At 37.0% G+C, this 25,644-nt stretch carries 22 protein-coding genes; 14 read left to right on the top strand and 8 right to left on the bottom strand.

The window, feature by feature from the left end; all coding sequences use genetic code 11:
• The first annotated feature begins 80 nt into the window (after positions 1-80).
• A complete protein-coding gene (locus tag ABJH98_RS19425) occupies positions 81-737 on the top strand; it encodes a phosphoadenylyl-sulfate reductase (protein WP_348309443.1) in 657 nt (218 codons plus the stop codon).
• Positions 738-758: 21 nt separating this feature from the next.
• A complete protein-coding gene (locus ABJH98_RS19430; protein ID WP_348309444.1) occupies positions 759-1,682 on the top strand; it encodes an NAD-dependent epimerase/dehydratase family protein in 924 nt (307 codons plus the stop codon).
• Position 1,683: 1 nt separating this feature from the next.
• Here ABJH98_RS19430 and ABJH98_RS19435 read toward each other — a convergent pair whose 3' ends face one another.
• Genes ABJH98_RS19435 through ABJH98_RS19445 form a run of 3 tightly spaced genes read right to left on the bottom strand, consistent with a single transcriptional unit; the run spans position 1,684 to position 5,954 of the window.
• On the bottom strand, positions 1,684-4,959 hold the full coding sequence (locus tag ABJH98_RS19435; RefSeq protein ID WP_348309445.1) for a choice-of-anchor tandem repeat GloVer-containing protein: 3,276 nt from the start codon (positions 4,957-4,959) through the stop codon (positions 1,684-1,686).
• Between the two features lie 49 nt (positions 4,960-5,008).
• Positions 5,009-5,425 (bottom strand): DoxX family protein, encoded by a 417-nt coding sequence (locus tag ABJH98_RS19440; protein WP_348309446.1) that lies wholly within the window; start codon positions 5,423-5,425, stop codon positions 5,009-5,011.
• Positions 5,426-5,471: 46 nt separating this feature from the next.
• Positions 5,472-5,954: a GAF domain-containing protein gene (locus tag ABJH98_RS19445; protein WP_348309447.1), complete on the bottom strand. Its 483-nt coding sequence runs from the start codon at positions 5,952-5,954 to the stop codon at positions 5,472-5,474.
• Between the two features lie 74 nt (positions 5,955-6,028).
• Between ABJH98_RS19445 and ABJH98_RS19450 the strand changes: the two genes are divergently transcribed.
• Positions 6,029-7,132 (top strand): NAD(P)/FAD-dependent oxidoreductase, encoded by a 1,104-nt coding sequence (locus ABJH98_RS19450; protein ID WP_348309448.1) that lies wholly within the window; start codon positions 6,029-6,031, stop codon positions 7,130-7,132.
• Here the strand turns inward: ABJH98_RS19450 and ABJH98_RS19455 are convergent.
• Both ABJH98_RS19455 and ABJH98_RS19460 read right to left on the bottom strand, forming a co-directional pair.
• Positions 7,098-8,246, bottom strand: a complete 1,149-nt coding sequence (locus ABJH98_RS19455; protein ID WP_348309449.1) for a hypothetical protein — start codon at positions 8,244-8,246, stop codon at positions 7,098-7,100. The two genes, ABJH98_RS19450 and ABJH98_RS19455, sit on opposite strands and share 35 nt — an antisense overlap.
• Positions 8,212-9,123: a hypothetical protein gene (locus tag ABJH98_RS19460; RefSeq protein ID WP_348309450.1), complete on the bottom strand. Its 912-nt coding sequence runs from the start codon at positions 9,121-9,123 to the stop codon at positions 8,212-8,214. Before ABJH98_RS19460 ends, ABJH98_RS19455 begins: the two co-directional genes overlap by 35 nt.
• 297 nt (positions 9,124-9,420) lie before the next feature.
• On the opposite strand from ABJH98_RS19460, the gene ABJH98_RS19465 reads away from it, so the two are divergent.
• On the top strand, positions 9,421-10,479 hold the full coding sequence (locus ABJH98_RS19465) for a methylated-DNA--[protein]-cysteine S-methyltransferase (RefSeq protein ID WP_348309451.1): 1,059 nt from the start codon (positions 9,421-9,423) through the stop codon (positions 10,477-10,479).
• Here the strand turns inward: ABJH98_RS19465 and ABJH98_RS19470 are convergent.
• Positions 10,476-11,204, bottom strand: a complete 729-nt coding sequence (locus ABJH98_RS19470) for a hypothetical protein (RefSeq protein WP_348309452.1) — start codon at positions 11,202-11,204, stop codon at positions 10,476-10,478. The genes ABJH98_RS19465 and ABJH98_RS19470 overlap by 4 nt on opposite strands.
• A gap of 144 nt (positions 11,205-11,348) precedes the next feature.
• On the opposite strand from ABJH98_RS19470, the gene ABJH98_RS19475 reads away from it, so the two are divergent.
• The gene (locus ABJH98_RS19475) at positions 11,349-12,665 is read left to right on the top strand and encodes a cytochrome P450 (RefSeq protein WP_348309453.1); all 1,317 of its coding nucleotides are present in this window, start codon (positions 11,349-11,351) and stop codon (positions 12,663-12,665) included.
• Here the strand turns inward: ABJH98_RS19475 and recF are convergent.
• Positions 12,662-13,768: a DNA replication and repair protein RecF gene (gene recF / locus ABJH98_RS19480; protein ID WP_348309454.1), complete on the bottom strand. Its 1,107-nt coding sequence runs from the start codon at positions 13,766-13,768 to the stop codon at positions 12,662-12,664. The two genes, ABJH98_RS19475 and recF, sit on opposite strands and share 4 nt — an antisense overlap.
• 109 nt (positions 13,769-13,877) lie before the next feature.
• Here recF and pdhA point away from each other — a divergent pair, with 109 nt between their 5' ends.
• The 3 genes from pdhA to ribH all read left to right on the top strand — a co-directional run bounded on the left by pdhA (position 13,878) and on the right by ribH (position 16,244).
• Entirely contained in the window at positions 13,878-14,909 is a 1,032-nt protein-coding gene (gene pdhA, locus ABJH98_RS19485; protein WP_084372917.1) for a pyruvate dehydrogenase (acetyl-transferring) E1 component subunit alpha, read from the top strand.
• Positions 14,910-14,985: 76 nt separating this feature from the next.
• Positions 14,986-15,690, top strand: a complete 705-nt coding sequence (locus ABJH98_RS19490; protein WP_348309455.1) for a tetratricopeptide repeat protein — start codon at positions 14,986-14,988, stop codon at positions 15,688-15,690.
• A gap of 77 nt (positions 15,691-15,767) precedes the next feature.
• The gene (ribH, locus tag ABJH98_RS19495; protein ID WP_348309456.1) at positions 15,768-16,244 is read left to right on the top strand and encodes a 6,7-dimethyl-8-ribityllumazine synthase; all 477 of its coding nucleotides are present in this window, start codon (positions 15,768-15,770) and stop codon (positions 16,242-16,244) included.
• Between the two features lie 7 nt (positions 16,245-16,251).
• On the opposite strand, the gene ABJH98_RS19500 is transcribed toward ribH, so the two are convergent.
• The gene (locus ABJH98_RS19500) at positions 16,252-17,673 is read right to left on the bottom strand and encodes a sodium:proton antiporter (protein ID WP_348309457.1); all 1,422 of its coding nucleotides are present in this window, start codon (positions 17,671-17,673) and stop codon (positions 16,252-16,254) included.
• A 296-nt stretch (positions 17,674-17,969) separates the two neighbouring features.
• On the opposite strand from ABJH98_RS19500, the gene ABJH98_RS19505 reads away from it, so the two are divergent.
• The 6 genes from ABJH98_RS19505 (at position 17,970) to ABJH98_RS19530 (ending at position 25,639) form a co-directional block, all read left to right on the top strand.
• Positions 17,970-18,701: a type III pantothenate kinase gene (locus tag ABJH98_RS19505; RefSeq protein WP_348309458.1), complete on the top strand. Its 732-nt coding sequence runs from the start codon at positions 17,970-17,972 to the stop codon at positions 18,699-18,701.
• Positions 18,688-19,974: a hypothetical protein gene (locus tag ABJH98_RS19510; protein WP_348309459.1), complete on the top strand. Its 1,287-nt coding sequence runs from the start codon at positions 18,688-18,690 to the stop codon at positions 19,972-19,974. Before ABJH98_RS19505 ends, ABJH98_RS19510 begins: the two co-directional genes overlap by 14 nt.
• An 87-nt stretch (positions 19,975-20,061) precedes the next feature.
• Positions 20,062-21,354, top strand: a complete 1,293-nt coding sequence (locus tag ABJH98_RS19515; RefSeq protein WP_348309460.1) for a hypothetical protein — start codon at positions 20,062-20,064, stop codon at positions 21,352-21,354.
• A 90-nt stretch (positions 21,355-21,444) separates the two neighbouring features.
• Positions 21,445-21,993, top strand: a complete 549-nt coding sequence (gene lptC / locus ABJH98_RS19520; RefSeq protein ID WP_348309461.1) for an LPS export ABC transporter periplasmic protein LptC — start codon at positions 21,445-21,447, stop codon at positions 21,991-21,993.
• A 169-nt stretch (positions 21,994-22,162) separates the two neighbouring features.
• Positions 22,163-23,446, top strand: a complete 1,284-nt coding sequence (locus ABJH98_RS19525; RefSeq protein WP_348309462.1) for a hemolysin family protein — start codon at positions 22,163-22,165, stop codon at positions 23,444-23,446.
• 84 nt (positions 23,447-23,530) lie between these two features.
• Complete coding sequence (locus ABJH98_RS19530; protein ID WP_348309463.1) at positions 23,531-25,639, top strand: SurA N-terminal domain-containing protein; 2,109 nt, start codon at positions 23,531-23,533, stop codon at positions 25,637-25,639.
• The last annotated feature ends 5 nt before the right edge of the window (positions 25,640-25,644 follow it).

The following is a 25,644-nucleotide window of genomic DNA, read 5'->3' on the forward strand; positions in this document are numbered from 1 at the left end:
CTCAGTGGTTTAGTATATCCTTTTAAGTTCTATTTATAGCATTTAATATATCTTCGCAACTTATTTAAATACCTGTCTCGATGGATTTTGATGAAATAAAAAGTCATATCATAAAGTATCAGGAGGAAGGTAAAAAACTATTTACAACCTCCTCATTTCAAACGCACAGTATTGTGTTGCTCCACTTGTTGAGCCGCATTGATAAATCTATACCTGTTTATTGTTTGAATACTGGCTTTTTATTTCCGGAGACGATGGCTTATAAAGATCAACTGGCCGATGAGTTCGGACTCAATATGATTGAAATTAAACCAGACGTTCCTAAAAGTCTGCAAAAGGACAGCGAAGGCAAATTGCTTTTTGCTTCCGACCCAGATAGATGTTGCTATTACAACAAAGTGCAACCTATGGATCGTTTGCTTTCTGACTACGATATTTGGATCAATGGCATTCGACGGGATCAAAATGCCAATCGAGCGAAAATGAAAGTAGAAGAAAAATCTAAGTTCGACAGCGTTAGGTTTCACCCCATGCTGGAATGGACGAATAAGATGATTTTCGATTACATCCGTGAATATCAGCTGCCAAAGCATCCATTAGAATCACAAGGTTATAGTAGCATTGGCTGTGAGCCATGTACACGAAAACCAAGTTTAGAAATGATGGAGCGCGAAGCCAGATGGTATGGCATGAACAAAACTGAATGTGGTCTCCACACCGAATTAGTAAGTAAATAACCACCTATTTTATCATAAGAAATGAAAGTATTAATAACCGGTGGAGCCGGATATATAGGCACCAGATTAATAAAAAACTTAAGCAGCAATAAAGAAATAGAAAAAATCATTGTCTACGATAATTTGATGCGAGGCAATTACAATTTGTTTCTTGGAGATAAGTTTATCAATCCATTTGCCATTGAGTTTGTGAAAGGTGATTTACTAGACTCTCGAAGTCTGAAAAAAGCGATGGAAGGTGTAGATGTGGTCATTCACTTGGCTGCTAAAGTCACTTCTCCGTTCGCCAATGTCAATTTGCATTTTTACGAACAAATCAATAACTGGGGAACTGCGGAATTAACATATGCAATCGAAGAAAGTGACGTCAAAAAAGTCATTTATTTGAGTAGTATGGGCGTATACGGTTTTGACAATAAACCTATCAAAGACGATCATGCGATCAACCCCTCTTCGTTTTATGCTATTTCTAAACAAAGAGGAGAGGAGCATATCCAACGATTGAGCAAAGAAAGAAACCCAATTGTACTCCGATGTGGTAACGTCTATGGCTATAGCCGCAGCATGCGATTTGATGCTGTCATCAATAAATTCGTTTTTGAATGTAATTTCAATGGAAGACTGCAGATCAATGGCAACGGCAATCAGAAAAGAGCATTTATTCATGTGAACTCTATCGCCAACATTTTGGAGGATGTTATCAAAAAAGAAGTGCCATCTGGTGCATACAATGTATCCGAAAGAAACCTTTCTGTTTTGGACATTGTGGACGTGCTGAAAGAATTGAAACCTGAATTGGAATTCTTATTTGTCAATCAAAATACAGAACTCCAGCAGCAAATGGCCGACATGGATCAAAAGCTGATGCAGTATGTGGACTACGGTAAGAACTTACCTGAATTCAAAGACGAAATGATTGAGTTCCTGAATAGCTTTAGTTACTAAACTATTTTTTTATAAGTCTTGAAATGTGATTTTGAGTTAATCCCTTTGCAACTATAATATATGTGCCAGGCGCTAATTCGCTCACATTAAATTCTTTGTTTTTTGATACTAAGGCTTTTATCCTTTTCCCATTTAAACTGAAGAGCAATGCTTCCTCAATAGTAGAATCTGTAAATTGAAACCGGTCAACAACAGGGTTAGGATATATGTTTTCATGACTTTCACTGTAATTTATGATGTCTAGGATTACATCTTCTTCGTCCTCATTTTCTTCACCTTTTACGCCTTCGATTATTAGCTTACCATTTTCAACGGAAATCGAATAATTGTTGTCACTTCCTGAAGACAGTATAATATCATATTCGCCTGCTCGGCTTGATTCATCGGCAGTAGTGTTGGCCGATGGTGGGTTATCAAGATCCATAACATCATCATCATTCAAAAATCCTTCATATTTGATTTCAAAATCAGGTATTTGATCACCTTCTGTTATGGTTTGATCGTCAACATAAGCCATCATATTTGCCTTTATAATAGTCATTAATCCTTCTCTTAATTCAATCTCATAATTTTGATCCAAAATCATATTAGCATAAATTTCATATTCTCCAACATTACTAGTTAATGTTGCATCAGTTATAAACACAGGTTTTTTTTGTAATGAATCCTCATTATCATCATATTTAAAACCAGTATAATCTAAAATAAAGTTATCATTAGTTTCACCATAATGTCTTTGTGCATCTCTTACTTGAACAAGAAGTGGAGTTTTTTTTATAGATATCTCTTTCTCCGAAAACCCCTCAAAGTACTGATCATTTTCATGCTGAACCGCACTTACTGTTACTGTTCCTGCTTGATTAATTGTTCCGAGATTTCCTTCTATCGACAATAAATCATTATTAGAACTGAAATATTCAACTTCATTTTCGTTATTGGTTATTGCTGACAATTCAAATGACGGGTTTCCGTAAATTTGATCTTCAATAACTAAGGATATGTCTTGTTTTTCCTTATACCAAATACCTGTCAGGCTAGTATTGATTGGTTTGAATCCAGTATCATTGTCAAAATCATACTTTTTAGTATACTTCTTATCAGCATAGTCAAAACTAAAGATTACTCCTAAATCTTCACTTCCACCTTCAGAAGTTAACCCATAAAGTTGGCCATTGAATTCATAAAGTCCCCCTTTTGGAAAAGAACCATCGGAAGTAGTAAAATCATAAATTCCACGTAATTCTGCTGACTCAATATCATATTCAAATAAAGATCCAAAAAATCCTTTACCTCCATTTGTTGATAGTCCCAATAATGTTCCTTCTGGATATTCAAGAAGATATCCCGTTGGGTTTCTGCCAGATTCTGTTACATCAAAATCTTTCAACTTTAAAAAAAGACCCAATTCTATATCATATTCAAATAGTATTCCGTCATTATAATACCCACCCTCCTGAGTGGTACCATATAGTTTTCCTTCAGAACTATAAAGTAAACTGCCATTTGGAAACTTACCATTTACAGCTCCATCAAAACTTTTAATTATCAAAAAATCCTTACTTTCTATATTATATTCAAAAAAAACTCCCATGTCAAAAGCTCCTCCATAAATAGTAAATCCATACAGGTTATTGTTAACTTCTATTAAATCACCTTTACCTACTCTACCATTGTCTAAATCATTTTTAAATTCATGCAAAATGGAAATTTTATTTGTTGACGGATTTAATTCTAATATTGCACCAATACCCTCTGAGCCGCATCCTCCAACTGAACCAATACCGTATAACCTTCTGTTGTTAGCTTGAGTTAATCCACTCTCTGGCCAATATCCGTTTTTATTTTTTCCTATATCAGTAATTTTATTGTACTTATTCTCAAACAAACTATATTCAAAAATTACTCCAGCATTATCAATACCTCCATTTCTAGTCAATCCAAATATTCTCCCTTCCGAATTCTGAGTTAGAGACCCATAAGGGTGACCACCCATATGATCAGGAGCACCAAAACTAAATTTTTCAACTATAAGATCCTCTTCTAAATTATATGCAAACAGCATTCCTTTATTCACAAAGCCTCCATCATTAGTCATTCCATACAAGTCTCCCGAAGAAGACATCATAAGGTTACTCCCCTTGCTCATATAATCACCATATCTTGTATTTACGTCATCCAAATCGTTCAACTCGATATATTGATTGCGCTCGATATCATATTCGAACAACCGCCCACCTCCTCTATTTATAAATGAATAAAGTTTTCCATCGTTTCCAAGTGTCAAAGTTCCAGGAAGGCTTGAAGAATTAGAAAATAGATCAACCCTTTTTATTAACAACTCTGAATTAATGTCAAATTCATAAAGAATTCCAGCGTCACTTGCTCCTCCATATCTAGTAAGGCCGTATAATTTGTCGTTGAACCCTTGTATAACGCCTCCTGAAGGGCTACTACCTTTATTTGAACCCTCAAAAGAGTAAGTGGCACTTAAACTAGCTTCTTCAATATTATACTCAAATAAAGCTCCCTCATTATTTACCCCACCATTATACGATACTCCATACAACTTACCACTTGATGCTTCGAATAAACCACCGTCAGGGCTTATTCCGGTTTCGGATTCATAAAAACCATCAAGCACTTGAAAGCTATCAAAATCATACGAGAAAATTACACCACCACCATTTCCTCCTCCACTGCGAGTTGTCCCGTAAATTATTCCATCTGATGCTTGAATAAGGCTTCCATTTGGATAACGCCCAGACACTGAGGCTGAAAAATCAATAATTTTTTTATACTCTAGATTTTCAACATTTATTTCGAATAGAACGCCATCATCATTTGAGCCTCCATTTCGGGTAGCGCCATAAAGCTTTCCATTGTCTGCAAGAAGTAGTCTTCCTTCAGGTCTTGAGCCAGTCTCTTCTCCATTAAATTCTAAAATTGTTATATAAGAATTATTCGATGGGTCAAAACGAAATATTAGACCATCATTAGTAGCACCGCCATTAACTGTGCCATATATTAAACCATTGGTGTCTTCACAAAGTTCATTGTCGTACGGACTTGATCCTTGAATGAAATTAAAGGAATGTATTATCTCAAGATCCGTTTCTTCATTAAACTTGAAAACTGTTCCCGCTCCATATTTTCCCCCTTCTGACGTCAAACCCCACAATTCGGGAGACTGACTAAAAGTTATATACGTGGAAAAAACACAAAATACTGTTATTATGAATTTCAGAAATGTGAAAATTATTATTTTCAAAATAGACATGTAATACCGTAAAATTATAAGGCTCTCAGAAATGCTTTTCAAAAATAACTTATTTTTTTAAAATCATAACCTTAGAATCAATCGCATATTTCCCTCCCCCGCTACAAACCAAGAAAAAAGAAATTGTAAGTAAATGAATGGCTGGCGCTGTGTTGATATAAGTGTCTCCAATATGCACCATAAGGAAGGCAATAATAAAATTGGCCATCATGACCAAGGCCGATTCTCTAACCCAAAATCCAAGTATCCAACAAACGCCTGCAGCAAACTGTAAATAGACAGATACAAATGCTGAAAAAATAGGAAGAGGAAACCCATTGGCTTCAAGAAAGCCTGCAAATTCCAACATTCGATCGTAACTGAGAATGTTGTCTTGGGTGCCCCAAATCAAGCGAACACCGAACGCAATTCTGAGTAGTAAAAGGGATAAGTCTGAGTATTTCGAGAAAGTTTTTTGCAGATCCATGTCTTGAATTTAATTCAAAACAATCCAACACTTTCTTTCCTGTATGCTAAAGCTTTGTTTCAATGATTTTCATCAATCGCTCTAAATGGGTTTGATCTTCTTGACTAAAGTCGGCCAACTGATCACTATCGATATCGAGAATCAAAGCTACCTCACCGTTCTTCATGGCTGGTAATACGATTTCAGATTTTGACGCGCTACTACAAGCAATGTGACCTGGAAACTGATCTACATCATCAACCAAAAGCGTTCTTTTTTCATCCCAAGCTGTTCCACAAACGCCCTTTCCTTCTTTGATACGTGTACAGGCAATCGGCCCTTGAAAAGGCCCCAGAACGAGTTCATCACCCTTCACCAAATAAAAACCTACCCAGAAAAATCCGAGACCTTCCTTTAAAGCAGCCGATACATTGGCCAAATTGGCAATTAAGTCTGACTCTGAGGAAATCAAAGCTTCTATCTGTGGTATCAAAGCTTCATATTTTTCTATACGGTTATCAGTATCTGGGAGAAATAAGTTTTCTGACATTTCAATAGGGTTTAGAGTTGCAATTTTACGCGGTCAACGTTTAATTGTTCGTCAATTCTAGAGATATTTAATGAATGTACGATGTTATAGTTGTCGGGGGTGGTATTGCGGGTCTATTTAATTCCATATTGCTTAGTCGCAAAGGCCTTCATGTTGCGCTTTTTGAAAAAAAAGTCTACCCCTTTCATCGGGTTTGTGGTGAATATATCTCTAATGAAGTCAAACCATTTCTTTTGAGAAACGATTTATTTCCCGAAGACTTGAATCCAGCTAACATCTCCCAGTTTCAACTCACTTCAGTAAATGGTCATCTGGCTGAATTGCCTCTTGGTTTAGGTGGGTTCGGGATTAGTCGTTATGCTTTTGACGATTATTTGTACCATCAGGCCAAAAATTCAGGAGTAGCATTTTTTGAAAACACAACCGTGACCAATATTGATTTTGAAAATGAATCATTTGAAGTCATTGCCAACAAAAAATCGTACCAATCCAGACTTGTGATTGGAGCGCAAGGCAAAAGATCAATACTTGATAAGGATAGGAAGTTCATGCAAAAAAAGTCTCCATACCTAGGTGTAAAGTATCATATCAAAAGCGACCAAGCGCCAGATCAAATAGCTCTTCACAATTTTCGAAATGGATATTGTGGAATTAGTCAGGTCGAAAACCAAACATTTAACCTCTGTTATCTATCTCATCGTGACAATTTAAAAAAACACAAAACAGTAGAAGAAATGGAATATCAGGTGCTTCATGAAAATCCATTTCTAAAAAACATTTGGGCAACCTCTGACTTTTTATTTGATAAGCCAGAAGTGATCAACGAAATTTCATTTGAAAAAAAAGAACTGGTATATAACCATATTTTGATGTGCGGTGATACTGCGGGCATGATCACTCCTCTCTGTGGCAATGGAATGGCGATGGCTATACGGTCAGCTAGAATTCTATCTGAGTTAATTATAAAGTATTGCAACAAAGGACAATTAAAAAGAATACATCTGGAGCAGTCTTATGAAAAGGAGTGGTCTAAGCAGTTCTCCGCAAGACTTTGGACAGGAAGGCAAATTCAGAAAATGTTTGGTTCGTCATGGTCATCAAATCTTGCCGTACATATCCTGAAGAATCAAAAGCTTGGCCAAGCTATCGTTCGTTTGACCCATGGAAAACCTTTTTAGCTATCACTGACAGTTCTCCAGCTGCCAATACAAATATCAAAGGCAAAAGTGGAATCAAAAAACGTCCATCCCAATTCTCACTTGTCAGCCCAACAATCCCAATTTGTAATCCAATAAATAAACTCACAAAAGTTTTGACGGCGCGATCATTTAGTCTTCTATATCCTAGCACAGCCAAGTAATAAATGGGATACAACACCACAATAATTATGAAATTATGAACCCAAGAAAAATAGGGTTTTACATTGGCTAGAAATAGTAATGCTTTGAGTAAAAATAGCTTGCCAAAATATACAGGATTGTAGATAATAAATGCAGCCAACTGCAGAAGCGCAGGCGAATCACCATTAGGTATCACCAAATCATGTGGAGGAGACAGGAAGAGTTGCCGGCCAGGATAAATGACTTCTGCTTTAGCATAACTATCTAAAAAAGAATCGATATGAGCTTCAAATAAATGATTAATGACAATTGCAATCAAAACTACACTTATGCCTAAGAAGCTATTTTTTAGAACTCGTTTTTCATCAAAATAAAACTTTACCATCAAGAATCCTCCCATTGCAATGATAAGCCCAACACCATTTGGGCGTATAAAAATAGCAAAGAGTAGTACTATGCTAGCGACTATATAATCTCTCCTTTTCTTAGAAAAGTAGAATAGAGTTAAAGAAATAATAGTGAGGCTGGCAAACAATGAGTCTGTATAAAGAATAAAATTCCACTGGTGTATTTTGATCCAAAGAAGGTAGAAGACAACTGCAAAAACTCCCGCGTACTTGTTTTTGTATAGATCCGTAGCCAATCTAAAAATAGCAATTGTTGCGAAAAGCGAAGCCGCTATTTGTATAAGAATAATCCAAGAAACACTCAAGCCAATAACCTGGATTACAGCCAATAGCATTGAATAGCTGATATACATCAATCCTCTTCCCGTAGGCCATATACCCTGTCTAATCAAAGCAGCGTCTTCAAGATAAAATGTAGTATCTACGGCACTCTTGATTCCATACAAATGAAAAATCAGCGTTTGAACCATAGCCCAAAGTACCAACAATATGATTACGTACGGAATGGGCTTAGGAATCGAATTCATCTTGCGCTGAAAAATCATCTTCAACTTTGTGGTCTACAACAACTCTATGTCTGGTCAGGTCCTTTTGCTCTTCCAAGGTATTATTGATGTTCGAAACCACCTTATCCAATTCTTCCGCACTAGAAAGCAACTGACCCATTAGCTGTTGGTGCTTTTCTACCTTGACCTCTTTGGATACAACTGCAGCCAAACCGAGCATTCGTGCCAACGGAGCTCTCAATACATGTGAGTTAATAAATGCATATTCAGTTAACTTATCATTGTTAATTTGCAACTCATTGAATGCGGATTTGAGCTTCTCATTTTTTGCTTTTAATTCAATTTGGTTGCCTTCCAACTCATTATTCTTTTTTTCAAGACTTCCAATCAAATTATACAGCTCTCTATTATAGTTTCGGGTAAAAATTAAAATGATAAGTGCAACTGTAGAAAGCAAAATAGCTCCTTCAATCCAGACACCAAGTGAATTCATTCTCTCTATAATGGATTGGGCCTCTTGAGTTTTATAAATCTTAAAAAATCCAATACTTAGGAAGGCAATTATTGAAATAGCATAAACTACGAGGGCATTCCAAAATCTGAAAATGAATAAAGTATAAAAAGGTATAATAACAATCATAACCTTATTCAAGGAGTAAATCCCCCACATATACATATCGCTAAAAACTAATACCAATAGAATCAAAATAACGACAATAGCTTTATGCTTAATCTTTATCTGCTTACGGAACGCGCAAATGAGTATAAGGCTCGCAAGCAATATTAAATCGCTGAAGAATAGAATTGATACTTCCCGAATATTGTAAGGATAATAGGCAATCAAAAAGGCCACCGTACCTGCACATACGCCAGCTAATAATGTAGAATCAACAATTTGATTTTTTACTTTTTCCATGCCCCTTTTTATAAAATAATGACGAAGAGACAAATCGCATTCCATTGCTTTTTTGCCCCATCACATTACTAAACGAGTTTAAATTGATACGAGAAAAATGAGCCAGTTGAATGACTCCAAAAAACTAGAGTCAACTAAAGTTATTTTTAATTGCAGTGATAACCTAGCCTAAAATCAATTTATTATGCATTTTGAATGCATTGCTGTTGAGATTTCACTGCTTTAAAAATGGTTGTCCATTTTTCGGTTGAATGAATATCTGAGGGCCTATACTTTAGCAACTAAATCACTAAATTTATGAATATGCAACTTCCCCTTCTACCAGATATTGACACCATGTACGATGCGCTTCTGCGTAAGGACAGTTCCTTCGAAGGTGTGTTTTTTGCCGCTATTAAAACTACTGGAATATTCTGCAGACCTACTTGCCATGCTCGTAAACCTAAAGCCGAAAATGTAGAATATTTTGGGAACTCAAAAGATGCATTAGATCATGGTTATCGACCATGCAAAGTTTGTCACCCGATGGAAATGAAAGGTGTGGTTCCTATTTGGTTGAAGCCATTGCTGGCTGATATAGAATCTTCTCCCAATATGCGTATCAATGACCAAAATTTAAGAGAACGTGGCCTCGACCCCTCTCGAGTGAGAAGATGGTTTAAGAAAAACCATGGAATAACCTTTCAAGCTTATCTTCGCTCAATTCGGATTAATAATGCTTTTGGTCAAATCCGACAAGGCGATCAAGTGATTCAATCAGCCTATAGCAATGGCTTCGAATCATTAAGCGGCTTTTTGGATAGCTTCAAAAGCTCGACTGGTTTTAGTCCAAAAGAAAGTAAATACAAAAATGTGATCTCAGTTACACGAATTCCTACACCACTAGGCCCAATGATAGCAGGTGCGACAGAAAAAGGGATTTGTCTACTCGAATTTACAGACAGGAGAATGATTGAAACGCAAGTGGAGCGGCTCAGAAAATATTTAAAAGCAGAGTTGATTCCGGGGCAAAGTCCCCTCTTTCAGACTTTAACCCACGAGTTGAAACAGTATTTTGAAGGGGGGCTTAAAAAGTTTACAGTGCCATTAGAAACTCCAGGTACTGAATTCCAACAAAAAGTATGGAAAGTACTTCAAGACATTCCATATGGAAAAACACGCAGTTATAAAGAACAAGCAATCGCTATCAATAATTTGAAAGCCATTCGTGCTGTGGCTACCGCAAATGGCGACAACCGTATTGCGATTATCATTCCTTGCCATCGAGTCATCGGGTCGGATGGTTCTATGACTGGTTATGGTGGCGGAGTCTGGAGAAAGCAAAAACTTCTTGAGTTAGAAACAAAAAATTGTTAGTTCAAAGTATTGTAATATCTCACAATCTGAATAAGATCCTCTGGCTTTCCTGGTTTCAAATTATACTTTGACATGAATCGATCTACCTCTTTCTGATATCTTCCTAAAGCTTTCAATAACGGTTTTTTAGACTTTTTTACTTTCTCCAGACTTACGCCATTATATAAATAAAAATTATCCTCCCGACTATAAATACCAGCACCTCTGCCACCTGCAGTAGCCATAGTATTCTTGGGTGGCTGACGAATTTCTACTATCGGTTGATATAACAAATTCATCTTGCCTGAAACCAATAATTGATAAAAATCCAGATATGGCTTGGGTTTAGACCCATCAAGCTGATTTACTCTTACGAATGAATAGGTGCTGTCTGATTGAATGAAATCGAATTGTAGCAACTTAGAATCATCCATTAAAAAAGAATCTTTAGAGTTTAGTGGTTGCACCATCAACTCTTTTTGAAAGAGGTTAAGTTTCAAATTCACATCCGCAAATCGCTCCCCTTTGATAGATACTACTTTGCCATAAGTCCAATCATCAAGAAAATAGGGGGAACCTTCAACAGCTGACAAATCCGTTCCGCTAGGTCGGATATCATTCATCCATGACGTAAGTAAATCGTTGTTGACCCTATCAATTCCATCTGTGACTCCACTTCCAACTTGTTGGCCAAAAACTGATGAATTCAATAAGATGATACTAATAAAAAACAGAAGCCATTTCATAATATAGTTCAAAATTGGTTCACCATAAACCTAATATATTTTGAACCTATTTTTAGTGCCATGGAGCGAAATTGAAAGGTATTGTTGAAAATTGACATATAGCTTATCCATGATAAAAACTATATTCGCTTTAAAAGCTGCAAATTGAAACCACCAAAAGCCTTTCCTGAAAACAGTAAATTTCAGAATCTAAAAAAATTTCAAGCTTCACCTATTTTATACATGAGAGAAGCTGCAAGAGTTTATGCTTCACCTGTAGATTTGAATTTGCCAATAGGAAAATTTGCGTTGATATCTGACCCTGAACAGGCTCAACATGTATTAGCCACCAACCACGAAAATTACACCAAAAGCAACGGATATAAACAAGTCGCGCTTGTATTAGGCAATGGTCTACTTACCTCTGAAGGAGAAGAGTGGCATAGAAACAGAAAAATACTTCAGCCTTCTTTTCATAAAAATGAATTAAGGAAACTACTACCCGCAGTTTGGAGCACAGGCCAACAGTACTTTGCAGGTCTTTCAGCAAATCAAAAATTGAGGTTAGATACCGAAATGAATGGTTTGACGCTTACAATTTTATTGAATTCACTCATTCATTCCTCGGATAAGGAAATTATGAACAAGATGTCGGGTCATGTAAATTTTGGTCAGGAATTTATAGTCAATAGAATTCGTAACCCAATCAAATGGCCACTTTGGATCCCTTCTAAAAATCATCGTCGCTATCATGTTATGATGAAAGAATCTAATGACCTGATTCAAAGAACCATAGAAGAAAGAACATCAATTGAAGGAAAGGAAATAGAAGATCTTCTCTCTGTTTTACTTACCAATTTTGATGCTGAAAATGACTTCATTCAAATTAGAGATGAGATTCTAACTTTTCTAGTAGCTGGACACGAAACATCTTCGTTGGGAATGACATGGACCTTACATCTCCTAGCCCATCACCCCGATAGCCAGAAGAAATTATACGAAGAAATTAGAGGTTTGAAGGATTTTGAAGATTTGGATTTAATGAACTTTTCCAATCTAAAGTACACCAGTCAGGTCATCAAAGAGTCCATGCGCATATATCCACCAATCTGGAATGTAGTGAGAAAGGCCAAAGCACCAGACCAATTGGGTGAATTCGAAATCGAGGCAGAATATCAGTTGATGAATAGCATTTACGAAATACATCATCACCCTGAGTATTGGGAGAAACCAGATTCATTTGAGCCCGAAAGATTTGAAGGATATAGTTTCAAACACAAATTTCAATACCTACCATTCGGGGGAGGCCCAAGATTTTGTATTGGTAACAATTTTGCCATTTTCGAAATGACCATACTTCTTGTTCAAATTGTAAATGCCTTTAAAATAGACCCGTTATCTCCAAAGGATGTTGGCTTCAACCCTTTGTTGACGCTTCGGCCAGATCAGCCCATCAATATTCAATTAACAAGAAGATCTTAACTCACTTCCTCAATCGAATTTTCATCAACCCGAAATAATTTCATGGGTTCGAATTTCCCCTGAAGCAAACTTCTTGTGCGCTCCTCGCGCGCATCTGTAACGAACACTTGTCCAAATGTGTCAGAGCCAATTATTGACATCAACTGAGAAATTCGCCCGTCGTCCAGTTTATCAAAGATATCGTCCAATAAAAGAATGGGCGTTTTTCCCAAATGTGATTTGATAAACTCAAATTGAGCCAATTTCAAACTGATTAATAATGACTTCTGCTGCCCTTGAGAACCATATTTTTTTATAAGGAAGTCATCAATTACCAATAAGTACTCATCTCGGTGAATACCTAAATTTGTTCGTTGTGTGATTACATCCTTTTTAAGTCCTTTGGCATATTGCTCTGCAAAATCATTCGCCAACACTTTAGTATTATATTCCACACTCACTCTTTCTCTTCTCTCAGATAATCTGTCATAATTAGATTGAAGATGAGGTAGAAATTTTTTGATAAAAGATTTTCTCTTTTTTGCAATGCCCTGACCAAGAGTAATCAAGGGTTTATCGTAGGTTTCCACCATCACAGCATCAACTCTCCCCGATTCATTCATGGCTTTTAAAAGAGCATTTCGCTGTTTTAGATGTTGGTTGTACTTGATCAGTGATTGTAAATACTCATGATCATATTGTGAAATGATGCTATCAAAAAACTTACGTCTTGTTTCATTGCTTTCTCGGATGAGTTCATCATCGTTAGGTGCGATCATCACTACAGGAAATTTGCCTACGTGCTCACTTAGTCTTTCATATTCAGATTCATCAACTTTAAAAGTCTTTCTGAAATTTTTCTTCAAGCTACAATGAACCTTTTGTTGCTTACCTTTTAAGGAAAACCGACCGTTAACCACAAAGTATTGACCATCATGATTGATACTTTGTGAATCCAAAGAGTGAAAAGCACTTTTAGTAGTAGATAAATAGTGAATGGCATCTAACACATTGGTTTTACCACTACCATTGATCCCAACCAAACAATTGAAATGATCACAAAATGAAACTTCCGCCTTTTCATAATTTTTAAAATATTGCAAGGAGAGTGATTGAAGAAACATAATGCTTTGCTGTAACTACTAATTTAACTAATTTCGCTGTTCGTTAAAACGAGCGAAACGACAATCCCAAAGTACTTAAATAAGTCAAACCGCTTAAATAACTTTTGAAATGGCAAGTGTAAAAGAAAAAAAGAAATCAAAAGCAACATCCAAAAACGAATTCTCAAAAGAAACCTATATGACATGGTATGAAACTATGTTGATGATGAGAAAGTTTGAGGAAAAAGCAGGTCAACTTTACGGTCAGCAAAAGATCAAAGGTTTTTGTCACTTGTACATTGGACAAGAAGCTTGTGTAGCAGGAGCAGTAAGTGCGCTTGAAGAAGGAGATAAGTATATCACTGCATATAGAGATCACGCTCACCCAATTGCTTTAGGTACTGACCCAAAAAAAATCATGGCTGAGCTATTTGCGAAGGAGACTGGAATATCTAAAGGTAAAGGTGGCTCAATGCACATTTTTGATAAAGAACATCATTTCTTTGGTGGACATGGAATCGTAGGAGGCCAAGTACCTTTAGGGGCAGGTCTTGCTTTTGCAGAAAAATATAATAACACTGGCAAATTGAGTATCACCTATATGGGTGACGGCGCTGTGAGACAAGGTGCCTTTCATGAGGCTCTAAATATGGCCATGACAATGAAATTGCCAGCCATCTTTGTGATTGAAAACAATGGCTACGCCATGGGAACTTCAGTCCAAAGAACATCCAACGTAACTGGTTTGGATCAATTAGGAAGCGCTTATGAAATGCCGTCTGAATCAGTGGATGGTATGTCCGTAATTGACGTGCACCACGCGGTGGCTAGAGCGGCAGAGAGAGCTAGAAAAGGAGACGGTCCTACTTTGTTGGAAATGAGAACTTATCGATACAAAGGACACTCGATGTCAGATCCTGCCAAATATAGAACTAAGGAAGAGGTAGAATCATACAAAGCAAAAGATCCAGTGGAAATGGTAAGAAAAGAGATTCTTACTAAAAAATTAGCAACAGAAAACGAATTAACAACAATTGACCAAAAAGTAAAGGAAGAAGTAAGCCTTTGCGTAAAATTCGCTGAAGAATCAGCATATCCTGCTCCAGAAAATGCCTACACAGATGTGTATGCCGACCCAGCATACCCTTTCTTGGAGGACTAATCACGGATATAATTTGTAGCATTTACTATTGAATTTAAAATATTGCTACATTTGCGGTCAGAATTTTTGAAATAGAATGACAAAGAAGAGAAAAAGTACGGAGAATCACGACCACGATTTGTTTGAGAATCCGGAAGCCATTGCAGAACAACTTTCAAGGACAGAACAGTTTCTTGAAAAGAATAAAACTGTTGTATCTGTAATCACAGGAATCATTGTAGTTGCAATAGTTGGCTATATGTTTAGCAGCTACTACATAAAAGGCCAAAACGATAATGCCCAAAGAGATATGTTTCAAGCAGTATATTACTTTGAAGCAGATAGCTTAGGCAAAGCATTAAATGGCGATGGAAACAACTATGGTTTCTTGGAAATCATAAGCGAATATGGCATGACCGACGCAGCCAACATGGCTAATTATTACGCAGGGGCCACTTACTTAAAGCTTGGTGATTTCGAAAATGCTGTTCGCTACTTAAGCGCTTTCAGTGCTTCGGATTATATCATTCAAGCAAGAGCTTACTCACTAATAGGTGATGCTCAAATGGAATTGGGTAATTATAGTGAAGCAGCTGATCAATATGAAAAAGCTGCTGATTATAATGCAAACAAACAATTTAGCCCAACCTATTTGGTTAAAGCTGCTATTGCTAACGAACAAGCAGGTAATTTGAGTGGAGCAAAAGAAAACTATCAAACAATCGTGAATGATTTTTATGGTGTTGCAGAATACCAGGAGTCTGTAAAGCATGTGGCTAGACTCGAAGGGTTAGCTAACTAAGCTATTCGCAAAAACATTTTAAAAGGGATGGGTTTTTACCTTTCCCTTTTTTATTTTAAAATCCAAAATAGAACCCCATGGCAAGCAATCTAAAAAATCTAAGTGACTACAGCTCCAAAAATATGATTGACATATCCAATAAGACCTTTGCTATTGTCGTGTCTGAATGGAATGAAGAAGTAACAGAATCACTTTACAATGGAGCTATTGAAACACTAAAAAAACACGGAGCGCTTCAGGAAAATATCCATAGAGTAGATGTTCCTGGTAGTTTTGAGTTAAGTCTTGGGGCTCAAAAATTAGCTCAAAGAAATGATGTGGATGCAGTAATTTGTTTAGGGTGTGTCATCCAAGGGGAGACCCGGCATTTTGATTTTATATGTGATGCTGTAGCACATGGAATTACCAATGTCTCTCTAAAATATGACAAGCCTGTAATTTTCGGTGTACTAACTCCCGAAAACCAAAAACAAGCGACCGATCGAGCTGGTGGAAAACATGGAAATAAGGGTGATGAAGCTGCAATTACAGCCATTAAAATGCTGGCTCTTTAATAGTCGTTTAGAGAATTCCCCAATAGAAGAAAACCAACCAAACAATCACAAATAGTGGCAACAATATTGGTATTGAGAATCTGATGATATAGCCAAAAAACGAAGGCATTTTAATTCCTACCTGCTCTGCAATAGACTTCACCATAAAATTTGGGCCGTTTCCAATGTAGGTCATCGAACCAAAAAATACTGCCGCAACCGAAATGGCTTTGAGTGACAATATGGAGTCGACAAATTCACCATTGGAAAATCCTATTACATCTGACATTGTGCTAATAGAACCTCCTTGTGAAGCTAATGCAGCAGTCAAAAAGTTGAGATACGTAGGAGCATTGTCCAGAAAACCTGAAAGTAAACCAGTTCCCCAATACAAAGAATTGTGAGTAATCATAGCGGCTCCAGCATCTGATTGGGCAAAATTCCCAACCAGCTCCAATGCAGGCATCATAGTCCCAAAAATGCCAATAAATATAAAGGCAACTTCTCGAATGGGTTCAAAATTAAATTCGTTCCATTGCAAGGCCTCTTTATTCGCAAATTTGTAAGATAAATATCCTGCCGTAAGCATGATAATTTCTCGAATAAATGAGAATTTCTGTCCATCATAGTGAATAGCAGGCACCCAATCCAACACATTCGGATCTAAGAATACTGCACCTACAATAACAGCTAACCAAAGAAAATTCTTAGTTCCTACGAGCGTAACTGTATTCGAAGGCTGGTGCGTGCTTTCTCCAAAACTATAATCAGACTTATTTTTTTTGTCTGTAAAATAGAAAATAGTGGCTAAAGCCAAACAGGCAAATAACCAAGGAATAAAGTTATGTTCGAGCGTCCAGAAAAATGGTACCCCTTTCAAAAATCCAAGGAACAAAGGGGGGTCTCCAATCGGAGTTAATGAACCACCAATGTTGCTTACCATAAATATAAAAAATATGATGTGATAGGGTTTAATACGGTTTTTATTCAATCTGATAAATGGCCGAATCAATAACATAGAAGCTCCGGTAGTCCCAATTATATTGGCAACTACTGCTCCTATGAGTAAGATGATGACATTAGTAACCGGTTTAGCTTCTTTATCTACCTCTATCATGATCCCTCCTGAGGCAATAAACAAACCACTCAACAATGCTATAAATTGAGCATATTCTGCAAAAGCATGTACAGGCGCATGGACATTGTGCAACCCGAATAAGTAGTAGAGAACGACCAAGGCTGCTAATATGCAGGCTACAATAGGATAGTTTTTGTGCCAAAAATGCTCGTAGAACAATGGGCCTGTGGCAATCATTATTAGCAATAAGGCAAATGGTATTACGCTCCAGGCAGGCGCGTGATGATGGGCATCTTCACTTTCTATTTCTGATAAGCTGTCGGAACTTGTAACTACCTCTACTCCAAAAGAATCCGAATTTTTGGTCTCCATATCGCTAGCATACCCCTTCAGGGTAAAGCACAACAAAATAAAAAACACCAAATATCTGTACATACTGCTAATAGAAATAAATGAGGGCAATTATATTAAATCTGAACCGATCATTTTAGTTTCAAAAGGTAATTTTTTTATTCTTCTCATAGCAGGCCAATTACAATGTAATAAAGATATTGTCTGTGAGGCGAAAACCAAACGTGTTGTATTAATATTTTACAATTTTTGTGCGTAATAAGTTCTCCCTTTAATTTCACAGTATAGAAAAAGTACAATAAAGATAACAATTGACTATGAGCAATAAGCTGAATAATCTCGTTATCGATATGGGCAATTCTTCGATAAAAGTTGGCCTATTTCGTAATAATGAATTGACCAAGGACTGGGTATTGCAGAACATCGAAGAGGTCATTGCTATCGTAAAGCAAAATGAGCCTAAACGTATAATAATCTCTTCAGTTACTTCAGGCGAACATAGTTTGGAAAGTTTACTAACAGCTGATCAAATAATTATTTTAGACTCCAACACGCCAACTCCCTTCGAAAATCATTATAAAACAAAAACCACATTAGGAGTGGACAGAGTAGCTGCCCTTGCAGGTGCTGAATGTATCAATTCAGGGAAAAACAATTTGGTTATAGACATAGGTTCTTGCATTACATATGATTTTTTGGACAAAACCAATAAATATCTCGGCGGAAGTATTTCCCCTGGAATTGATTTGAGATTCCGTGCCATGAATGATTACACCAAAAGGCTACCATTAATCACTAATTATAATTCTTTTGAATTGATTGGAAAATCGACTGAAGAAGCGATGATAAGTGGTGTTGTTAATGGAATTTTAGCTGAAATGGATGGTATAATAAGTCGTTATCAGGCCAAATGGCCTGATTTAGAAGTCATTATATGTGGCAGAGCAGCAAATAGTTTTGAATCTAATTTAAAAGCAACCATCTTTGCATCCCCTAAATTGGTGTTGATCGGATTGAACAGGATATTGGAGTACAATGAACAGAGTTAAATGGATGATTATTCTTGCAGCTTTTTTAAGCTGCAAATTTGTTTTAGCGCAAAACAAATACTCCCCTTATACCGTGTTTGGCGTGGGGGACTTGAATGGGATGGCGCTCGCAAATAATGCCGCAATGGGTAATGTAGGCATAGCCACTCCATCCGTCTGGCATGTCAATAATATGAACCCTGCCCTTCTTACTTACAATTCGCTAACCGTTTTTGAAATTGGTGTGGAAGGAGAAAACAGAACAGTTTCAAACGAATTCAATTCTGTAAAAGTGGGAACTGGAGGTTTCAAATATCTTACTCTCGCTTTTCCAATTATTCCCAATAAATGGACATCCAACATTGGTCTCATGCCATACAGTTCGGTCAACTACAGCTTCAGCACTAGACAGGACGTAGATGGTACAAACGTCGATGCCATTTTCGATTTTGAAGGTGATGGAGGATTAAATCAGGTTTACTTTTCTAATGGCTTGAAAATAGCCAAAGGACTTTCAGCTGGACTTCGGATGTCCTATATATTTGGTTTAACTGAAGCCAGAACATCCATCTACCTAGATGGAGAAGGGGTCACGCAGCAATTTCCAACTGGAAGGCATGAAAAAACAAATTACTCAGGGTTTGATCTTGGGTTAGGCTTTTTTTATAGTAAAGCAGTGACTGAAACCAATCTTTTGAATTTCGGCTTAACGTATGACCTTGGTGGTAACATTAATGGCAATAGACTTGATCGACTTGAAATTGAAACTACTACTGGAAATTATGTGCCTGGAGACACTTTAATTAATGACGAGTCTGGAAAGTATCAACTACCTGCAGAATTAGGTGTTGGGTTTTCTTGGCAAATACTTAATAAGTTGAGTATAGGACTGGATATAAAACGATCATTTTGGCAAGAAAATGCTGGATTTTTATACGATGACACTAGTTTAGGTCAAGATGCTGAGGAATACAGAAGTACTTGGGCCATCGGTCTGGGCTTTCAAATAACTCCAAAATATAATGACGTTAATAGTTACCTCAAAAGAATAAAATATCGAATCGGCTTGGACTATAAACAAGAACCTTTTGTAATAGACGGGAAAACAATAAATAACTTTGGCATCAATTTTGGCTGGTCCTTACCAGTAAAAGGAGTATCTGCAATTAACATGGCTGTTAAATATGGTCAACGTGGAGAAGCTTCTGGAGTGCTTGTAAAAGAACAATACTTCAAATTTGTGTTAGGCGCAACGATCAATGATCGCTGGTTTGTTAGAAGAAAATACAATTAATTATTATGTTGCGCTTTCTTTAAGTGAAATCAGCAATGTTTTGCCTTTAGAATATTAAAAGGCTAAAGATTTTTAAATTTTGAAAATATGAAAAAGCTAGTACTATTAGGATTATTTATAGCCATAAATACAATCTCAATTGCACAGCAGGGGTGGAAGTGGCCTGAAGATGTAGAAACGGCCAAAGAAAAAAATGCATTGTACGTAGATGCAGTAAAAAGCAAGCAATTTGCAACTGCAGTCGCTCCACACCAGTGGTTGCTAGACAATGCACCTGATCTCAATGAGTCATTATATATCAATGGTGCTAAAATCTACGAAGGTTTGGTCGATGCCGAATCAGACCCAGCTAAAAAATTAGCACTACAGGAAAAAGCACTCTCGATGTACGACGATAGAATCAAGTATTTCGGAGATGAAGCCAATGTGCTCAATAGAAAAGCTTTTACCGCCTATAAATATTACAAAGGTACGAGATCCAAATATCAGGAGTTGATGACTCTTTTCGATCAAACTTTCGATATGAACAAAGCCAAAACTTTGGACAACAACTTGATGGCCTATATGGATGTTGTAAGAAGATACAAATTAAGTGGTGGTGATATTTCTGACGAAGATGTAATTGACCGATATGGAATGATTTCTGACGTAATTGATGGTAAAATCGCAAAAGGACGAAATGTACCAAGATTGGAAAAAATTCAGGCGAATGTAGACAAGCTCTTGACTGCTACAGTTACAGTAGATTGTGCATTTGTAGAAGAGAAGTTAGCACCTAAAATGAGGGAAAATAAAGACCCAAAAATGGCCAAAAAGGTTTTCCAGTTGATGCTAACCGCTAAATGTTCAGATAGTCCAACCTTCGTTGAAGCAGCAGAAATGGTTTACCAAAGTGAGCCTGCATTTGGTTTGGCCAAAGTAATTGCTATGAAACATGCCTCTTCGGGTGATTTAGGTAAGGCGAATGAATACTATTCTCAGTCATTAGATCTTACTGAAGACAACTTGAAAAAATCAGAAATCTATATGAGTCTTGCACAAATGTACGCTTCGAATGAAAATAAAGTAGCCGCCAGAACTAATGCAAGAAAAGCTTTGGCTAACGACCCTTCTGCAAAAAAAGCGTATACACTCATTGGCAATCTTTATATGCAAAGTTATAACGACTGTAAAGCTGGGGTAAGCAAAGTTGATGATCGATTAGTTTTCATTGCTGCTTACAATCAATATAAAAGAGCAGGAGACACCTCTGCCATGGCTAAGGCCAAGGAGCAGTTTCCTTCGATCGAAGAAATTTTTGAATTAGGACTTACTGAAGGCCAATCTATGACAGTAGGTTGCTGGATCAATGAAACAGTAGTGCTAGAAAGAAGACCCTAAGAAAAGTTATCACTATATAAAAAGCACTCTGAAGGTAGTAATTCCCTCAGAGTGCTTTTTTATTTTTGTACAAATGATCACAATTATTTGATGAATAAATCATGGTTTGTTGTTTGTCTAATTAGCACTCTTTTCAGTTGCAAGGAGCAAAAGAAAATAGAACATGAAATCTATGATGGCCCAGAAGTAGCCATGCGAAACATAGACATGCTCCTTACTGACTCAGCCGTCGTCAAACTTAGGCTGGTCGCTCGAACACAACTCGTATTAGCAAACCAAGATCGTGATTTTCCAAATGGTATTTATCTCAGGTTTTACAACCCATTTGGTCTGGTCACCTCCACATTAGTAGCAGATAAAGGCTACTACTTCTCAGAAGAAGATTATTACCAAGCTGAAGGCAATGTAATTATGCGGAGTCTTTTTTCTGGTGATGAACTATCTACTGAGCTACTGAATTGGGATCCAAATGAAGAGCAAATTTATACCGACAATTTTGTCACTATAAAAACAGAAGATGAAGTACTTACAGGTGAAGGGCTAGAAGCTACTCAGGATTTTGAAGAATACACGATACTTAAACCTAGTGGAACGATGTCAATCATGCCAGCACCCACAAATCCACCACCCCGAGAATAACCGACAATGAAATTATTTCAAATTATCATTCTTACATTTTCGGCAGCATTTTTCCTTATTGGATTGCACCAAACGATGACTTTGGGGTTCATGCATTCTTATTGGATTTTTATGCTAAGTATTTCTCTTATACTTTTATACAAACTAAAAAAGGAGAGGCAATAAGCTAATGGATCCATTTCTTGTAGGCGTAATCATCGTATGTATCATTTTTTCAGCTCTTTTTTCAGGACTAGAAATTGCATTTATTACGACTAATAAACTACATATAGAGCTACAAGGTCAGCAAGGTACCCTTTCGGCCAGGGTGCTCTCCAAATTTGCCCGTAAACCTTCGAATTTTATTGCCACTACCCTAATTGGAAACAATCTTACATTAGTGATCTATGGTATTTTTATGGCCATGCTATTGGATCCCTGGTTGGTTAGAATTTTACCAGTCCAATTTTCCAACGATCTGGTTGTATTGCTCTTGCAAACTATTATTTCAACGGTCATTGTATTGTTTACGGCTGAATACATTCCTAAAAGTATATTCTTAGTTAATCCTTATCGGCTTCTATCCTTTCTGGCCGTCCCGTTCTTAGTCATTTATTATTTACTAAGTCCCGCAGTTTTCCTCATCGTTTTTGCGAGTAAAATTTTCATAGTCAAATTGCTTAGACTCAATTATTCCGATGAAATTCCTGTATTTGGCCTCACGGATCTTAACAATTACATTAAAAAAATTGCAGATGATCGAATTGATCAAGCGGAGCAAGATGTAGATACTAAGTATTTCAACAATGCGCTTGATTTTAAAACCGTCAAAGTACGGGAGTGTATGATTCCTAGAACGGAGATTATTGCGATTGACGTCAATGCCAGTATAGATGAACTTAATAATCAATTTATCGAAAGTGGGCATTCCAAAATTATCATCTACAACGAATCCATAGACGATGTCATTGGATATTGTCACTCTTTGGAGCTGTTCAAGAAACCAACAGATATCAAGAGTATTCTGACGAAGATTATTATTGTACCCGAAACTATGGCCGCCAATGAGCTCTTGCTACAAATGATCACCGATCATAAGACATTAGCACTAGTTGTAGATGAATATGGCGGTACATCAGGTATTGTGAGTATCGAAGATATCATCGAAGAGATATTTGGAGAAATTCATGACGAGCATGATGAGTCAGATTTGCTTGAAGAAAAACTAAATGATCGTGAATATAACCTGAGTGCCAGGCAAGAAATTACCTATCTAAACGAAACTTATGGATGGTCCTTGCCAAAAGGCGATTTTGACACTATTGGTGGCTTGATTTTATCTGTTAATGAGAATCTACCAAAAAAGGGTCAAATCATCGAAATAGAAGGTTTTTCTATGGAAATTCTACTTATGGATGAAGCCAGAATTGAAAAGGTTCGTCTTAAAATAAACCCACCAAGCATAACTCCGTGACAATCAATTTCCTAAGCGCAGGAAAATTTTGATATTAACATCAGACTTGCTTATTTTGCGCTTCGTTTTAAACAATCTTATACAATGGCAGCAATAAATACGCTAAGAGAGAAGGGGAGTAAGATCATTGTTTTCCTAATTGGATTTTCAATTGTGGCATTCGTAGGCGCTGACCTATTAGGCCCAAATTCAACTTTGCTTGGCAATTCAAAAACCAACGTTGGCGAAATCGCTGGCTCTAAAATTTCTTATCAGGACTTCTTGGCAAAACAAGATGAAATAGAATACAACTGGACACAATCTAACAGAAGAACTCCAACGTCTAATGACATGGCAGGCATTCGCAATCTAACTTGGGATGCGCTTGTTGCAGAATACGCATTCAAAAATGAATTCAATGCCGTAGGAATTAACGTATCTGATGAAGAGATTGTTGACATGGTTCAAGGTGATAATATAAGCCCAGAAATCAGACAAGCATTCACTGACCCTGAAACAGGCGGATTTAGCAAGGACAATGTAGTAGCATTCCTGCAAAACCTAGGAGAACAAACTCCTGCCCAAAGAGCCAACTGGTACAACTTCGAGAAAAACTTAGGTCCTGGTAGATTGAGATTGAAGTTTGACAACTTGATGATCAAAACTAACTACGCTACAGAAGCTGAAGCCAAATACAAATATCAAAATGAATCCAACACAGCGGATATCAACTATGTGTACGTTCCGTTTTTGTCTATGGCCGATTCAGCAATTGAAGTATCAGATAGCGAGTTGAATTCTTACTTAAGCAACAACGAAAAAGAATACCAAAGAGAAGAATCAAAATCAGTTAAGTATGTTTCTTTTGATGTGATCCCGTCAGCTGACGATACGGCAATGGTCGTAGAACAAATTGAAAAACTTAAATCGGAATTGATCAGCACGGATAACGATTCCACTTTTGCCGTTGTAAATTCTGATGCTTCAGATGCATTCAAAAATTATACACCTGGTGAGCTTCCTGCTGTTTTCCTTGGCGATGATGTCGTGATGGGTTCTGGTACTTTTGTAGGACCAGTAGTAGAAAATGGCAGCTATGTTTTATACAAAGTAGCTTCCATGAGACCTAGCGACACCTATTCAGCTAGAGCCAGCCATATCCTATTCAAGTGGGCTAGCGATAGCGATGCTGAAAAAGCTAAAGCTAAAAAAGAAGCAAGAGACGTTTTAAGAAAAATCAAAAATGGTACTGACTTTGCCGAAATGGCAAGATTGCACGGTACTGATGGAACTGCTTCTAAAGGAGGTGACTTGGGGTGGTTTTCTGAAGGAGCTATGGTAGCACCATTCCAAGAGGCTGTTTTTGCAGCACCTAGTAAAGGGCTTATAGGAGATGTAGTAGAAACTCAGTTTGGATATCATATCATTGATGTGACTGAAATCAAAACGAATGTAGTTTACAAAATTGCTAAAGTCGCTTTGGAGATTTTTGTTACAGATGACACTAGAAATAAATATTATAGAGACGCTGAGCAATTTGCTTTAAATGCCACAAGCATTGAAGAATTCGAATCAACGGCTAAAGAGAAAGGACTTTCAGTAAAAACTGCCGCTCGCGTTCGTAAAAACGATAGACGAATCACTGGTATTTCAGAAGGTAGAAGTATCGTTTATTGGGCATATAATAATGCTAGTCTTGGCGATGTGTCTGAAGTTTTTGAAATCGACGATCAATATGTAATCGCTGTATTAACTGATGAACAAGAGGAAGGCGCTGCAGAATTGGAATCTGTAAGATTTGAAATTACCAAAAAAGTAAGAGACCAGAAAAAAGCAAAAATCATTTCTGAAAAATTGAATGGATTGTCTGGTTCAATGGAAGAAATAGCTGCTGGTTATGGAGATGGTGCTAAAGTATATAACATGCCTGCATTAAAATTGAGTAGCAACTCACTAAAGAGTGTTGGTCTAGCGCCCGAAGCTGTTGGTGTTGCATTCTCGATGGAAAACGGTGAAACGACTAAACCATTTAGCGTTGATAATGGTGTGTTGATTATTGAAATGGTCAATAAACTAGAAGCGCCTGAAGTATCTGATTACGAATCATATCGAACTCAGGTATTGCAACAACGTCAGGGTCGAATCGCTTATAATGTTGATCAAACGATCAAAGAATTGGCAGAAATCAAAGACGAAAGATATAAGTTCTTTTAGTCATT

Origin of the sequence: Reichenbachiella sp. (genome assembly GCF_039969095.1) — a bacterium.
Classification (GTDB): domain Bacteria; phylum Bacteroidota; class Bacteroidia; order Cytophagales; family Cyclobacteriaceae; genus Reichenbachiella.

Excerpts from the sequence above, each read along its gene's own strand:
- ribH (WP_348309456.1), top strand. The coding sequence starts at position 15,768 with ATGGCAAGCAATCTAAAAAATCTAAGTGACTACAGCTCCAAAAATATG.
- ABJH98_RS19510 (WP_348309459.1), top strand. The coding sequence starts at position 18,688 with ATGAACAGAGTTAAATGGATGATTATTCTTGCAGCTTTTTTAAGCTGC.
- ABJH98_RS19465 (WP_348309451.1), top strand. The coding sequence starts at position 9,421 with ATGAATATGCAACTTCCCCTTCTACCAGATATTGACACCATGTACGAT.
- ABJH98_RS19445 (WP_348309447.1), bottom strand. The coding sequence starts at position 5,954 with ATGTCAGAAAACTTATTTCTCCCAGATACTGATAACCGTATAGAAAAA.
- ABJH98_RS19435 (WP_348309445.1), bottom strand. The coding sequence starts at position 4,959 with ATGTCTATTTTGAAAATAATAATTTTCACATTTCTGAAATTCATAATA.
- ABJH98_RS19470 (WP_348309452.1), bottom strand. The coding sequence starts at position 11,204 with ATGAAATGGCTTCTGTTTTTTATTAGTATCATCTTATTGAATTCATCA.
- pdhA (WP_084372917.1), top strand. The coding sequence starts at position 13,878 with ATGGCAAGTGTAAAAGAAAAAAAGAAATCAAAAGCAACATCCAAAAAC.
- ABJH98_RS19455 (WP_348309449.1), bottom strand. The coding sequence starts at position 8,246 with ATGATTTTTCAGCGCAAGATGAATTCGATTCCTAAGCCCATTCCGTAC.
- lptC (WP_348309461.1), top strand. The coding sequence starts at position 21,445 with ATGAATAAATCATGGTTTGTTGTTTGTCTAATTAGCACTCTTTTCAGT.
- ABJH98_RS19440 (WP_348309446.1), bottom strand. The coding sequence starts at position 5,425 with ATGGATCTGCAAAAAACTTTCTCGAAATACTCAGACTTATCCCTTTTA.
- ABJH98_RS19430 (WP_348309444.1), top strand. The coding sequence starts at position 759 with ATGAAAGTATTAATAACCGGTGGAGCCGGATATATAGGCACCAGATTA.
- ABJH98_RS19500 (WP_348309457.1), bottom strand. The coding sequence starts at position 17,673 with ATGGAGACCAAAAATTCGGATTCTTTTGGAGTAGAGGTAGTTACAAGT.
- ABJH98_RS19450 (WP_348309448.1), top strand. The coding sequence starts at position 6,029 with ATGTACGATGTTATAGTTGTCGGGGGTGGTATTGCGGGTCTATTTAAT.
- ABJH98_RS19515 (WP_348309460.1), top strand. The coding sequence starts at position 20,062 with ATGAAAAAGCTAGTACTATTAGGATTATTTATAGCCATAAATACAATC.
- recF (WP_348309454.1), bottom strand. The coding sequence starts at position 13,768 with ATGTTTCTTCAATCACTCTCCTTGCAATATTTTAAAAATTATGAAAAG.
- ABJH98_RS19530 (WP_348309463.1), top strand. The coding sequence starts at position 23,531 with ATGGCAGCAATAAATACGCTAAGAGAGAAGGGGAGTAAGATCATTGTT.
- ABJH98_RS19525 (WP_348309462.1), top strand. The coding sequence starts at position 22,163 with ATGGATCCATTTCTTGTAGGCGTAATCATCGTATGTATCATTTTTTCA.
- ABJH98_RS19490 (WP_348309455.1), top strand. The coding sequence starts at position 14,986 with ATGACAAAGAAGAGAAAAAGTACGGAGAATCACGACCACGATTTGTTT.
- ABJH98_RS19505 (WP_348309458.1), top strand. The coding sequence starts at position 17,970 with ATGAGCAATAAGCTGAATAATCTCGTTATCGATATGGGCAATTCTTCG.
- ABJH98_RS19460 (WP_348309450.1), bottom strand. The coding sequence starts at position 9,123 with ATGGAAAAAGTAAAAAATCAAATTGTTGATTCTACATTATTAGCTGGC.
- ABJH98_RS19425 (WP_348309443.1), top strand. The coding sequence starts at position 81 with ATGGATTTTGATGAAATAAAAAGTCATATCATAAAGTATCAGGAGGAA.